Origin of the sequence: Paracoccus sulfuroxidans (genome assembly GCF_007830335.1) — a bacterium.
GTDB lineage: Bacteria > Pseudomonadota > Alphaproteobacteria > Rhodobacterales > Rhodobacteraceae > Paracoccus > Paracoccus sulfuroxidans.
In genome coordinates, this window is record NZ_VLKU01000002.1 from 33,800 (window position 1) to 46,675 (window position 12,876).

Sequence of the window (12,876 nt, forward strand, 5' to 3'; positions counted from 1 at the left end):
GTCAGCCCAGACGCGGGTTCATCGCCAGATCGTTGACGAACTCCGCAATCCGCAGCGCGAACTTGCGGTCCAGCTGCGCCTTGCCCAGCTTGGCCGTCTGCAGCAGCAGCCGCGCCTTCATGCCGCGCGGCTGAATGTCGGCCTCGAAGATCAGCCGCGATTTCGTCGGCGTCAGCGCGACCACGGTCATCTGCAACTCGATCAGGAACAGCTCCGACTGGCCATTGATGCGGATGACGCCCGGCGGCTCATAGCGCGTCAGCTCCAGCGACAAATCACGGCGCTTGCCGCGCCAGTCGAACCCGACCATCCAGCCCATCCCAACGCCGTTCTGGGTCAGGCTGTCCGTGCGCCGAACCGAGGCACCACGCCGCACCAGAAGCCGCTCGATGCGCCCGAAATCGCTGATGGACTGAAACAGCGCCTCGCTGGAAAGATCCGTGTCCTGCCGGGTCGAAAACTTCATGCCTGCTCCAAAGCTTCTATCACGCAGGGGTCATACCCGCCCGATACAGTCGCTCTACCCGCATAAGCGCTTGCCTTGCAAGCCTGCCACAGAATCGCGTTTATCATCGTCCGTTCATACAATTCAGGGTTGAAACTACTGTGAATCTCGCGCCTTGCTGGATCAAATGCCAAGGGTGAGGTTGGAATGCGACGTGGCGCGGCCGCGATGACCGAGTTGCGGATTCTCGCGACCACTGACCTGCATATGCACGTCCTGAGCTATGATTATTTCGCCGAACGCCCTAGCGACAGCTTCGGGCTGGAGCGGACCGCCGCGCTGATCGCAGCCGAGCGGGCCACCGCCACGAACAGCCTGCTTCTGGACAATGGCGATTTTCTGCAGGGCAATCCGATGGGCGATTATCTGGCCGAAGCCAGCCGGACCTCCCGGCACCGCCCCCATCCCGCCATCGCGGCGATGAACCTGCTACAATATGACGCAGCCACGCTGGGCAATCACGACTTCAGCTTCGGCCTGCCATTTCTTGAGCGTACGCTCTCGGGCGCGCAGTTCCCATATGTCTCGACCAATATCACGCGCGGGGCGGGTCTGCCTCTGGTCGACCGAATCGTGCTGCGGCGCGAGCTCATGGGGCAGGACGGCATCCGCCGCCCCATCGCCATCGGCCTTCTGGGCTTCCTGCCGCCGCAAACCGCCGAGTGGGAGCCGGAACTGCGCGGCGTGATGGAGATCGACGATATCCTGATCGCCGCCGAACGCGGCATTGCCGCGCTGAAACAGGATGGCGCGGACCTGATCATCGCGCTCTCGCACAGCGGGATCGGCCCGCTTGCCGCCTCCCCGCGCATGGAGAATGCAGCGACCGCGCTGGCCGCCCTGCCCGGCATCGACGTGGTCATCGCCGGTCACACCCACCGCATCTTTCCCGCCCCCGATCACGGCGACAGCCCCGGCATCGATGCCGAACTGGGCTCTCTGGCCGGAAAACCTGCGGTGATGGCGGGGTTCTGGGGCTCGCATCTGGGGGTTATCAACCTGACGCTGGCACCGACGGTCGAGGGTCGCTGGCGGATCGAGGGCTTCACCAGCCACGCAAAGCCCGTGCCGAAGGGCGCAAACCTCTCCTCGTCGCTGAGGGCGGCGATGCAGGGGTCGCATCGCGACACGATCCGGCATTTCCAGCGGCGCATCGGCTATGGAACGACGCCTCTGACCAGCCATTTCACCCATGTGGGCCATGATCCGGCGCTGAAATTGGTGACCACGGCGCAAAGCTGGTACGTGCGGCGCATGCTGCGCGACAGCCGCTGGCGCGACCTGCCGATTCTGTCAGCCGCCGCGCCCTTCCGTGCGGGCGGACGGGGCGGCCCGGATCATTACACTTCGGTTCCGGCAGGGCCGCTGACGCTGCGCAATGTCTCGGACCTTTACCTTTTCCCGAACCGGGTCTGCGCCATTCTGGTCACCGGCACCGACCTGCGCCATTGGCTGGAGCGCTCGGCCGGGATGTTCCAGCGCGTCACCCCCGGCATCGCCGATCAGCCGCTGATCGATCCGGATTTTCCCGGCTATAATTTCGACGTGATCGACGGGCTGGAATGGAAGATCGACCTGACCGTGCCTGCCGGGTCTGCGGGTCGGGTCACCGATCTGTGCCATCGCGGCCGCCCGGTCGCACCCGATCAGCGATTCGTGCTGGTGACCAACAATTACCGCCTGTCGGAAAGCGGCTTCTTCGGCGCGGTCGCCGCGAACAAGCCGGTCCTTTTCGAGGGCGCGGCGCGGACGCGCGATGTGCTGCGCCGCTACATCGCCCGCCGCCCGGTGCTGGACCAGACCGGCCAGCTGGGCTGGCGCTTCCAGCCCTGCCCCGGAACCTCGGTCCTCTTCGACACCGCCCCGACCGCCGTCGCGCATCTGGGCGATCTTGTCCCCAGGGTCGAGCCGGTGGGCCCGACGGCGAGCGGCTTTCTGCGGATGCGTCTGCACCTGTGAAGCCCTTGCATCTGCGAAAACATCACACTATCTGTCGGGGCGAGAGGTTGGCGCGGGCAGGCGCCTCGCCAACCCGGTCAGGTCCGGAAGGAAGCAGCCGTAACGAGTCCCGCTTGGGTCGTTTGTCCAGCCTCTCACCTTACCCCACATGATGACGCTGCGGTTGCAGTTGCACCGCGCGCGGTGCCGAAGGATATTCGGCGCGTGACACATCACCGCAGCACCAGAATCACCGCATCTCAGGGCAGCAGCATCGCTGCTGCCGAAGTCTCATGAACACCGCTCCCGACGTACTCTGCATTGGCGCGATGCTCTGGGACGTGATCGGCCACAGTCCTGACCGTCACCGCCCCGGTGCCGATGTCGAGGGGCGCATCCAGCAAAGCCCCGGTGGCGTCGCCTGCAACATCGCGCTGGCGCTTGCGCGGCGGTCGCTGCGCCCCGCCATGCTGTCCGCCGTAGGCCTCGACGCCCCCGGTCAGGCGCTGACCGCCGAGGCCGCGCGGCGCGGGGTGGAAACCGCCTTTCTGCTGCGCGACGGCGTCGAGGCGACCGACCTTTACCTTGCGATCGAGGATGGCGACGGGTTGGTCGCCGCCGTCGCCGCAACCCGCGCGCTGCAGGCAGCGGGCGCGCGCATTCTGGCCCCCCTGATCGACGGGCGCCTAGGCTCATCCACGCAGCCATGGACCGGCCCCGTCGTGATTGACGGCAACCTGACCGCCGACACTCTGGCCGAGATCGCCACCACTCCGACCCTCGCAAAGGCCGATCTGCGCATCGTCGCCGTCAGCCCCAGCAAGGCGGAGCGGCTGCGCCCGCTCCTCTCGATGCCCCGCGCGACCCTTTACCTCAACCGCGCGGAAGCGAACGCCATCGCCGGTCGCGACTGCCCCTCTGCCGCATCGGCAGCCGAGGCCATCACGGCCCTTGGCGCGCTTCGCGTTCTGGTCACCGATGGCGCCGCACCCATGGCCGATGCCCTGCAGGGCCATGACACCCTGACCTGCCCCGCCGCCAAGGTCGCGATCCGTCGCATCACCGGCGCAGGCGACAATTTCGTGGCCGCGCATCTGGCGGCCGAACTCATCGGCACTGAGCGGGCCAGCGCACTTGCCCGCGCCAGCAAGGCCGCCTCTGACCACGTTTCCGGAAAGGATCCGACATGACGCTCTCCAGCCTGCTGACCCTCTCGCCCGAGGTGGCCGCCGCCCGCAGCGAAGGCCGCCCCATCGTGGCGCTTGAATCGACGATCATCACCCATGGCATGCCCTATCCGCAGAACCTGCAGGTCGCGCGCGAGGTCGAGAACACCGTGCGCGCCGCCGGGGCCGTGCCCGCCACCATCGCCATCATGGCCGGGCGCATCCATGTGGGGCTGGACGATGCCACCCTGGAAACGCTGGCCCGCACGCCGCAGGCCGAGGTGATGAAGCTTTCGCGCGCCGATCTGTCCAGCTGCCTCGCGCTTGGACGGACGGGTGCCACCACCGTCGCCGCCACGATGATCTGCGCGCATCTGGCCGGGATCTCGGTCTTCGCGACCGGCGGCATCGGCGGCGTGCATCGGGGGGCGGAAACCAACTTCGACATCTCGGCCGACCTGCACGAGTTTCAGCGCACCCCGGTCACCGTCGTCTGCGCGGGCGCGAAGGCGATCCTCGATCTGCCGAAAACGCTGGAGGTGCTGGAGACGCTGGGCGTGCCGGTCATCGCCTTCGGTCAGGATCAGCTTCCGGCCTTCTGGTCGCGCGAATCGGGCCTCAACGCGCCGCTGCGCATGGACGATCCGGCGCAGATCGCGACCTCGGCCCGGCTGCGCGCCGAGCTGGGCCTGCAGGGCGGCCAGCTGGTCGTGAACCCCATCCCGCCCGAATCCGAGATCGCCCGCGACGTGATGATCCCCGTCGTCGACCGCGCGCTGGCCGAGGCCACCCAGCAGGGCATCGCGGCGAAAGCCGTCACGCCCTTCCTGCTGCAGCGCATCTTCGAGCTGACCGAGGGCCGCTCGCTTGACGCCAATATCGCACTGGTCCTGAACAATGCGCGGCTCGCCGCCGCCATCGCCGCAGAAATGCCCCGCGCCTAGCTTTTGGGAAAAAGGCGCGACAGGTCATACGAGTCGCGCCGCCCCAGATTGTCGCCGCATTCGCTCAGGAAGCGGTCGGCGGCGACCCGGCCCGCCTCGCGCATCCGCTCCAGCAATCCGGGGCTCGGCACCAGCTTGGTGCTGGCGGTCAGCCCGTTCATCAGCTTGTCGTCCATCACCATATGGATCAGGACGTTCTTCATGTCGCGCCCCTCAAGCCGCCCTTCGTCGAACAGCTTCTTGACGAAATTGATCGCGCGCAGCTCGCTCAGCAATGAGGCGTTGAAGCTGATCTCATTGACCCGATCCTGAATGGCCGAGGGCGTTTTCGGGATCTCCTTACGCAACATCGGGTTGATGTTCACGACCACAATGTCGCGCGGCAGGCTTTGGTGATACAGGGGAAACAGCGCCGGATTGCCTGAATACCCGCCGTCCCAATAGGCCTCGCGCCGCCCGGTCTGCGGATCGTCGATCTCGACCGCGCGAAACACCTCGGGCAGACAGGCCGAGGCCATCACCGCCTCGACGCTGACCTCTTTGCCGCCAAAGACCCGCACGAGGCCGGTCCGCACGTTGGTCGCGGTGACAAACAGGCGCGGGCCCCCTTCGCGGTCCAGCGCCGGATGCGGCATGCCCAGCAGAACCTCGCGCAAGGGATTGCGATAGAAGGGCCCATAATCATAGGGGCTGACAATGCGCGCCGCCGCCTCCAGCCATGAGGCGGGCGAAAACATCTCGGCCAGCCGCTGAAAGCCGCGTGGCGCAGGCAACATCGACCACAGCCAGCGCAGCATCACATTGTCGCTGACCAGCGCGATCTGGCTCCAGACATGCTCAAGGTTCTCTCTCGCGGCATCGCGCCCCGCCTTGCCCTTGCCGCAGGCCAGCCCCGCCGCCAGCGCGGCTCCGTTCAGCGCCCCGGCGGAGGTCCCGCTGATCCCGGCAATCTCGATCTCCGGCTCATCCAGAAACCGCTCAAGAACGCCCCAGGAGAACGCGCCATGCGCCCCTCCGCCCTGCAAAGCCAGATTGATCCGACGCGCCATGATGCGGCCCCCGATACCAGTTCACGCCCGTCGTCATAATGCAGCCGCAGCATCGATGACAGCGCCGACGCCTTGCCCAAGGCGAAAACGCGCCGTCACCCGCCCTAGACGGTGAATTTCTTCGTTGCCCAAATACCCAAAAAATCCGACCGCGCCACCCAAGACAGCGCTGCAAATCAGTCGTCGGAATTCGCTTCCGCCCTGCTCTTGCCCGCAACGTCCTGCGCCAGCGTGGCCGCCATGAAGGCGTCCAGGTTGCCGTCCAGAACGCCCTGCGTATCCGAGGTCTCATGCGCGGTGCGCAGATCCTTCACCATCTGGTAAGGATGCAGCACGTAAGAGCGGATCTGGTTGCCCCAGCCCGCATCGCCTTTGGCGGCATGCTGGGCGTTGATCTCGGCGTTCCGCTTGTCGAGCTCCATCTGATAAAGCCGCGCCTTCAGCGCCGCCATGGCGTTGGCACGGTTCTGGTGCTGCGACTTTTCCGAACTGGTCACGACGATCCCGGTCGGCAGGTGCGTGATCCGCACGGCCGAGTCGGTGGTGTTGACGTGCTGCCCGCCCGCGCCCGAGGACCGGTAGGTGTCGATGCGGATCTCATTGTCGGGAATGGTGATCTCGATATTGTCGTCGACCACCGGATAGACCCAGACCGAGCTGAACGAGGTGTGCCGCCGCGCCGCCGAATCGTAGGGCGAAATGCGGACCAGCCGGTGCACGCCCGATTCCGATTTCAGCCAGCCATAGGCATTCGGCCCGGAAATCTTGTAGGCCGCCGAACGGATGCCCGCCTCTTCCCCCGGCGTCTCTGACTGCAGCTCGACGTCATAGCCCTTCTTCTCGGCCCAGCGGACATACATCCGCGCCAGCATCGAGGCCCAGTCGGCGCTTTCCGTACCCCCGGCCCCTGCGTTGATCTCAAGGAAGGTGTCGTTGCCATCGGCCTCGCCGTTCAGCAGCGCCTCAAGCTCCTTCTGCGCCGCCAGCTCCGCCAGCGATTTCAGCGAGGCTTCGGCCTCGGTCACGATCTCGGTGTCGCCCTCGGCCTCGCCCAGCTCGATCAGGTCGATATTGTCCTTCAACCCGGTGTCGATCAGCTTGTAGGTGCCGACCGCATCCGACAGCTTCTGCCGGTCCCGCATCAGCTTTTGCGCGCGCGCCGGGTCCGACCACAGGTCGCCATCCTCGATCATCGCGTTCATCTCTTCCAGCCGGTGCGGCGCGGTATCCCAATCCAGCCGCTGCGCCAGAAGCTTCAGCGATTTCCGGATCGTTTCGATCGTGGCCTGGGTTTCGGCGCGCATGTCGGGACCTCTCAGATAAGGCGATGAGAAATAGCGCGGGATCGCGGGAACGGCAAGCACCGGCCCCGCGCCAATTCAGTAAAGACCGCCCGAAGACAATGTGCCGAAATCGGCCTTTTTCGGAATGACCTTGCGCTGCCCGGTCGAGGTGGTCACCGCCTGCCCCTGATCCGAGCCTTCGGTGAACAAGGGCAGCGTGCCCGGATCGATGCGATCCCAGCCGCCGTCGATCATGCCAAGCGCGCTCATGTCGGTGCCGTCGCGGAAATATTCGGCGATCACGTTGTCACCCTTGGCGTTCGGGCCAAGGATCGCGCCGCTGAAGCGGTCGATGTTGACGAAGTGACCACCCGGCGGCACGCGGAACTGGGTGCCGCCATATTCCTTGACCGCCTCTTTCATGAACTCGTTGAAGACCGGCACACACAGCGTGCCCCCGAAGGCGTTACCGCCCATCGAGCGCGGCTGGTCATACCCCAGATAGCAGCCCGCCACGATGTTCGAGGTGAAGCCGATGAACCAGACGTCTTTCGCGTCATTCGTCGTACCGGTCTTGCCGGCGACCGGCACCGGCAGATTGACCCCGCGACCAGAGCCACGGCGCACCACGCCCTCCATCATCGAGGTCAGCTGATAGGCGGTGATCGCATCCATCACCCGCTCGCGGTTCGAGCGGATCTCGGGCGAGGCACCCGCAGGCAGGGTCGGCATGTCGCAGGTCACGCATTCGCGCTTGTCGTGGCGATAGATGGTGCGGCCGCGCCGGTCCTGCACGCGGTCGACCAGCGTGGGCTCGACCCGCTCACCGCCGTTCGCGAACATCGCATAGGCCGCGACCATCTTGAACAGCGTGGTTTCCTGTGCGCCAAGGCTGTTGGCAAGGAAGGGCGACAGCTTGTCATAGACGCCGAATTTCTCGGCATATTTGGCGACCGTATCCATGCCGATATCCTCGGCAATGCGGATGGTCATCAGGTTGCGCGACTGCTCGATCCCGGTGCGCATCGGCGTCGGGCCATAGAATTTGCCGCTGGAGTTCTTGGGCGTCCAGAGGCCCTGCGGCGTGTTCACGGTGATCGGTTCATCGACGACGATGGTCGCGGGCGTGAAGCCGCTGTCCAGCGCCGCCGCATAGACGAAGGGCTTGAAGCTGGAGCCCGGCTGGCGCTGCGCCTGCGTCGCCCGGTTGAAGACCGAGGACTGGTACGAGAACCCGCCCTGCATCGCCATCACCCGGCCGGTGTTGACGTCCATGGCCATGAAGCCGCCCTGAATCTCGGGCACTTGGCGCAGGGTCCAGCGGATGAAGCTGCCGTCGCTGTCGCTGGTCATCTCTCGCACCAGCACGACATCTCCGACATCGACCAGATCGGATGCGACGCGCGCCTGACGCCCCAGCTTGCCGTCATCAAGGCGCTTGCGCGCCCATTGCACGTCCTTGGCGGGGATCCAGTGGCCGTCCTCATCCTCGGGCACGCCCTCGATGCCGATGCGGGCATCGGCGTCGCCCAGCGACAGGACGACGGCCGGATGCCAGCCCTCGATGTCACGCGGGACCTGCGCATCCGACAGCGCCTCGCGCCATTTCGCCTCGCTGTCGAGCTCAGCCGGGTCGATCTTGACGCGGGTGCCGCGCCAGACGCCGCGACCGCGGTCATATTGTTCCAGCGCACGCTGCAGCGCGCGGGCCGCGACCTTCTGCAGATCCGGCTCGATCGTGGCGCGGATCGACAGACCGCCGCCGAAGAATTCATCCTCGCCGAACTGCACGCTCAGCTGGCGGCGGATCTCATCCGAGAAATAGTCGCGCGGCGGCATGCTGCGACGCCACGAGGGGTAATCGCCGTCCTGCACCGACAGAAGCGGCTTCTCGGCGGCTTCGCGGAAGGCAGCCTCGGTGATGAAATTGTTCTGCCACATCTCGCGCAGCACATAGTTGCGCCGTTCGGTGATGCGGTCTTTGTCGCGCACGAAGCTGCGCGAGGGCGATTGCGGCATGGCGGCCAGTGCGGCGGCTTCTTCAATCGACAGATCGCCCAGCGTCTTGTTGAAATAGGTCTGCGCGGCGGCGGCCACGCCGAAGCTGTTCTGCCCCAGAAAGATCTCGTTCAGATAGAGCTCAAGGATATCGTCCTTGCTGAGCGTCGATTCGAGCCGGGTCGCGAGAATGATTTCCTTGACCTTCCGCTCGATGCTGCGGTCCGAGGACAGAAGGAAGTTCTTCATCACCTGCTGGGTGATGGTCGAGGCGCCGCGCACGCTTTCGCCCCGCGTCTGCACCGCCTGCACCGCTGCCGCGACCATGCCGCGCGGATCGAAGCCGTGGTGGTGGTAGAAGTTGCGGTCCTCGGCGCTGATGAAGGCCTGCTTCACGATGTCGGGGATATCGTCCGAGGGAACGAAAATCCGGCGCTCCTGCGCGAATTCGTCGATCAGCATGCCCTCATCCGAATAGATCCGGCTGATGGTTTTCGGCGCGTATTGCGCCAGCTGCTCATGGCTGGGCAGGTCGCGTGAATACATCCAGAACACCGCGCCGACGGTCAGCGCGATGAAGAAGGCGGCGGTCACGAACCATGAAAAGATCGCACCGAAGAAGGAAAGAAGGAAACGCAGCAACGGCCTGCCTCAGGAAAACGCGTGGGTCTCTATAGACGGGGCGGGCGCGGGCGTCAAAACAAGCTTGCGTTCTTACTGGAAGGAAAGCTCCTGACGCGTCGCATCGTCCTTGGCCCATTTCACCACCGCCGAGGAAATGGCCGCCGCCGTCCGCGCGCGCCAGTCCGGATCGAACAGATTGGCGCGGTCGCCGGGATCGGTCAGAAAGCCAAGCTCGATCAGGACCGAGGGAATATCGGGCGATTTCAACACCGAAAACGCCGCGCCGCGCACCGGGCGCGGATGCATCGAGATCGCTGTGCCGTTCAGTTCCGAGGCGACGAATTTCGCAAATGCCTCGGATCGGGGCTGGGTTTCGGACCGCGCTAGGTCCATCAGCACGCCCGCGACCTCATCATCGGTGCCCTGCAGATCGACCCCCGCCAGAAGATCGTCGCGGTCGTGACGTAGCGCCAGTTGCCGCAGGGCGCGGTCATCGGCGCTTGGGTCCCAGGTATAGATCGACAGCCCCGCCGCCTGCCCTTCGGGCAAGGCATCCGCGTGCAGCGAGATGAAGACATCCGCCGCCCCTGCCCGCGCCAGCGTCATCCGCCGCTCCAACGGCACGAAACTGTCGTCGGTGCGCGTCGGCACGACCTCGATCCCGGCGCGGTTCAGCGCCTCGGTCAGTTCGCGCGCAAAGCCCAGAATGACGGCGGCCTCGCTGATCGCGCCGACCTGCGCCCCCGGATCATGACCGCCGTGGCCGGGGTCGATGGCCACCCGCAAAGCACGGTCACCACGCGGGCCGGGCAGCGCGGGCGTGTCCGCGGGCTGCGGCAGATCCCACAGTGCCGAGAGCGAATTGCCGCGCGTCACAAAGGCCTCGGGCTTAACCGGTTCGAACCGCAGGCGCAGCAGCGCGCCCACGGGCGTCTGCTGCTGGGCCGCAAAGGTCAGCGCATAGGGGCCGGGCAATTCCATCACCATCCGCGACCAGCCCTGCCGGAAACGGCCCCAGCGGATCGCGGGCACGAGAGTATTCCCCGTCAGCGCCGAAGGCTGGGTGTCGCGGAAATCGACTTGTCGGAAATCGACGACCAGCCGCGCCGGTTCGTCCAGGAAATAGACCCGATAGGGCACCGGATGCGACAGCGCCAGCGTCAGCTCCAACGGGCGCGGACGGCCCCTGTCCCGCCCCTCGGCGATCAGGGTCGACTGGGTCAGATCAAGCTGGGCGGGACCGGGACCCGTCTCGGCCATCACCGGGAAAGCCAGCAGCACAAGGATCAGCCGCAGCAGCCAGGTCATCGCGCCGCCATGAAGCGTTCCAGCCGGTCCAGCCCCTCAAGGATGTTCGCCGTCGATCCGGCATAGCTGAAACGCAGCGTCTGCGCGCCGCGCCGGGCGTCGAAATCCAGCCCCGGCGTCACGGCGACGCCTGCGCGTTCAAGGATCTCGGCGGCGAAGGCCAGACTGTCCTGCATCAGCTCCGACACATCGGCATAGATGTAGAACGCGCCCTCGGGCGGGGCGATGCGGTCAAAGCCCATGGCGGGCAGACGCGCCAGCATCAGGCGGCGGTTTTCGGCATAGACGGCCAGGTTCGCCTCGGCCTCATCGACAGCATCGAGCGCGGCAAGCGCCGCGACCTGACTGGCATGCGGCGGGCAGATGAACATGTTCTGCGCCAGACGCTCGACCGTGCGGATATGGGTTTCGGGAACCACCATCCAGCCGATCCGCCAGCCCGTCATGCTGAAATATTTCGAGAATGAGTTGATGACGAAGACATCATCCGTCACCTCCAGCGCGCTGTGGCAGCGCCCGGCATAGCTGAGCCCGTGATAGATCTCGTCCGAGATGACGGCCATGCCCAGCTCCGCCGCGCGGGCGGTCAGCCCTCGCAGATCCTCAAGCCCCAGCATCGTCCCCGAGGGGTTGCCGGGCGAGGCAAGGATCAGGCCCTGCACATCGGCGGGCAGCTGCTCGGGGCGCGGCTGATAGCGGTCCTCGGCCTGCGTCTGGATGCCCACCGGCTCAAGCGAAAGCGCGCGCAGGATCTGGCGATAGCTGGGATAGCCCGGCTCGCCCAGGGCGACGCGATCCCCCGCATCGAACAGCGCCGAAAACGCCAGAATGAACGCGCCGCTGGAGCCGGGGGTCACGACGATCCGCGCCGGGTCGATCTCAACCCCGTACCAGCGGCGATAAAGGCTCGCGATGCCCGCGCGCAACGCGGGCAGGCCAAGCGCGACCGTATAGCCCAAGGGCTGATCCAGCGCCTCGGCCAGCGCCGCGCGCGCCTTGGCGGGCGCAGGCGTCGAGGGCTGGCCCACCTCCATATGGATGATGCTACGCCCCGCGCTTTCGGCCTTTCGTGCAGCCTCCATGACGTCCATGACGATGAAAGGATCAACCTGACCGCGCTCTGATTGTCTCATGCCTGCCTCTTTTCGTTGAGGTTCCTATCCCAAGACGGGTCGCATTGGTCAAGCACTCGTGAGGCGCGGGGCCATGGGCCCAAGGCTGCTTGCAACAGCGGCCCATGCGGTCCAAGGTCGCCAAAATTGAGTGAGGACCACCCATGAAAGCCATTCTGAGCGCCGCCGCGCTGAGCCTTGCGACCGCCCTGCCCTCGCTGGCCTTTGATCCTGCCGCGATGACGGATGCCGAGAAAGAGGCCTTCGGGACCGCCGTACGCGACTATCTGATGGCCAATCCCGAGGTGTTGATCGAATCCATCAACGTGCTGGAAACCCGCCGCGCGGCCGAGGCGGTGCAAAACGACCTCGTACTGGTGGAAAACAACAAGGACGCGATCTTCAACGACGGCCACAGCTGGGTTGGTGGCAACCCCGAGGGCGACATCACCTTGGTCGAATTCGTCGATTATCGCTGCGGCTTCTGCCGCAAGGTGAACCCCGAGCTTGAGGCGCTGATCAAGGATGACGGCAATATCCGCTTCATCCTGAAGGAATTCCCGATCCTGGGCGAGGAAAGCGATCTGGCCTCGCGCTTTGCCGTCTCGGTCCAGCAGCTGACCGATGGCAACACCTACAAGCAGATCCATGACCAGCTGATGGCGATGCGCGGCCCGGTCAATCTGGAAAGCCTGACCGAGATGGCGACGGCGGCCAAGCTGGACGCGCCCGCGATCATCAACCGCATGAACACCGAAGAGGTCAGCGCCGTCCTGCGCGAAAACCGCCAGCTGGCCGAGCGGATGGGCATTCAGGGCACGCCCACCTTCATCATCGGCCCCGAGATGCTGCGCGGCGTCCCGCAAACCGGGCTGGCCGCCGCCGTGGCCGAGATCCGCAAGAAGGTCGAAGGCTGATCGAGCCCGCCGAATAGAAAAGGGCGTCGGAA

At 65.7% G+C, this 12,876-nt stretch carries 10 protein-coding genes and 1 other RNA gene; 5 read left to right on the forward strand and 6 right to left on the reverse strand.

What is annotated here, in order from left to right:
• Position 1: 1 nt before the first annotated feature.
• On the reverse strand, positions 2-466 hold the full coding sequence (locus tag IQ24_RS02665) for an SRPBCC family protein (RefSeq protein WP_145396181.1): 465 nt from the start codon (positions 464-466) through the stop codon (positions 2-4).
• A 186-nt stretch (positions 467-652) separates the two neighbouring features.
• On the opposite strand from IQ24_RS02665, the gene IQ24_RS02670 reads away from it, so the two are divergent.
• The 4 genes from IQ24_RS02670 to IQ24_RS02685 all read left to right on the forward strand — a co-directional run bounded on the left by IQ24_RS02670 (position 653) and on the right by IQ24_RS02685 (position 4,553).
• Positions 653-2,464, forward strand: a complete 1,812-nt coding sequence (locus IQ24_RS02670; protein ID WP_145396182.1) for a bifunctional 2',3'-cyclic-nucleotide 2'-phosphodiesterase/3'-nucleotidase — start codon at positions 653-655, stop codon at positions 2,462-2,464.
• A 41-nt stretch (positions 2,465-2,505) separates the two neighbouring features.
• Positions 2,506-2,603: signal recognition particle sRNA small type (gene ffs / locus IQ24_RS02675), an RNA gene on the forward strand.
• Between the two features lie 133 nt (positions 2,604-2,736).
• Positions 2,737-3,633, forward strand: a complete 897-nt coding sequence (locus tag IQ24_RS02680; RefSeq protein WP_145396183.1) for a PfkB family carbohydrate kinase — start codon at positions 2,737-2,739, stop codon at positions 3,631-3,633.
• Positions 3,630-4,553 (forward strand): pseudouridine-5'-phosphate glycosidase, encoded by a 924-nt coding sequence (locus tag IQ24_RS02685; protein WP_145396184.1) that lies wholly within the window; start codon positions 3,630-3,632, stop codon positions 4,551-4,553. Before IQ24_RS02680 ends, IQ24_RS02685 begins: the two co-directional genes overlap by 4 nt.
• Here the strand turns inward: IQ24_RS02685 and IQ24_RS02690 are convergent.
• The 5 genes from IQ24_RS02690 to IQ24_RS02710 form a co-directional block, all read right to left on the reverse strand.
• Positions 4,550-5,602: a patatin-like phospholipase family protein gene (locus IQ24_RS02690; protein ID WP_199756466.1), complete on the reverse strand. Its 1,053-nt coding sequence runs from the start codon at positions 5,600-5,602 to the stop codon at positions 4,550-4,552. The genes IQ24_RS02685 and IQ24_RS02690 overlap by 4 nt on opposite strands.
• A 176-nt stretch (positions 5,603-5,778) precedes the next feature.
• Positions 5,779-6,906 (reverse strand): peptide chain release factor 2, encoded by a 1,128-nt coding sequence (prfB, locus tag IQ24_RS02695; RefSeq protein WP_145396186.1) that lies wholly within the window; start codon positions 6,904-6,906, stop codon positions 5,779-5,781.
• Between the two features lie 75 nt (positions 6,907-6,981).
• Positions 6,982-9,525, reverse strand: coding sequence for a penicillin-binding protein 1A (locus IQ24_RS02700; RefSeq protein WP_145396187.1), 2,544 nt, complete (start codon positions 9,523-9,525; stop codon positions 6,982-6,984).
• 72 nt (positions 9,526-9,597) lie between these two features.
• Positions 9,598-10,815, reverse strand: coding sequence for an N-acetylmuramoyl-L-alanine amidase (locus tag IQ24_RS02705; RefSeq protein ID WP_145396188.1), 1,218 nt, complete (start codon positions 10,813-10,815; stop codon positions 9,598-9,600).
• Positions 10,812-11,948, reverse strand: a complete 1,137-nt coding sequence (locus IQ24_RS02710; RefSeq protein WP_145396189.1) for a pyridoxal phosphate-dependent aminotransferase — start codon at positions 11,946-11,948, stop codon at positions 10,812-10,814. Before IQ24_RS02710 ends, IQ24_RS02705 begins: the two co-directional genes overlap by 4 nt.
• Positions 11,949-12,091: 143 nt before the next feature.
• Between IQ24_RS02710 and IQ24_RS02715 the strand changes: the two genes are divergently transcribed.
• On the forward strand, positions 12,092-12,844 hold the full coding sequence (locus IQ24_RS02715; protein WP_145396190.1) for a DsbA family protein: 753 nt from the start codon (positions 12,092-12,094) through the stop codon (positions 12,842-12,844).
• The last annotated feature ends 32 nt before the right edge of the window (positions 12,845-12,876 follow it).

Bases quoted from the DNA above. Each gene is read 5' to 3' on its own strand.
- IQ24_RS02665 (WP_145396181.1), bottom strand. From the start codon at position 466: ATGAAGTTTTCGACCCGGCAGGACACGGATCTTTCCAGCGAGGCGCTG.
- IQ24_RS02670 (WP_145396182.1), top strand. From the start codon at position 653: ATGCGACGTGGCGCGGCCGCGATGACCGAGTTGCGGATTCTCGCGACC.
- IQ24_RS02680 (WP_145396183.1), top strand. From the start codon at position 2,737: ATGAACACCGCTCCCGACGTACTCTGCATTGGCGCGATGCTCTGGGAC.
- IQ24_RS02685 (WP_145396184.1), top strand. From the start codon at position 3,630: ATGACGCTCTCCAGCCTGCTGACCCTCTCGCCCGAGGTGGCCGCCGCC.
- IQ24_RS02690 (WP_199756466.1), bottom strand. From the start codon at position 5,602: ATGGCGCGTCGGATCAATCTGGCTTTGCAGGGCGGAGGGGCGCATGGC.
- prfB (WP_145396186.1), bottom strand. From the start codon at position 6,906: ATGCGCGCCGAAACCCAGGCCACGATCGAAACGATCCGGAAATCGCTG.
- IQ24_RS02705 (WP_145396188.1), bottom strand. From the start codon at position 10,815: ATGACCTGGCTGCTGCGGCTGATCCTTGTGCTGCTGGCTTTCCCGGTG.
- IQ24_RS02710 (WP_145396189.1), bottom strand. From the start codon at position 11,948: ATGAGACAATCAGAGCGCGGTCAGGTTGATCCTTTCATCGTCATGGAC.
- IQ24_RS02715 (WP_145396190.1), top strand. From the start codon at position 12,092: ATGAAAGCCATTCTGAGCGCCGCCGCGCTGAGCCTTGCGACCGCCCTG.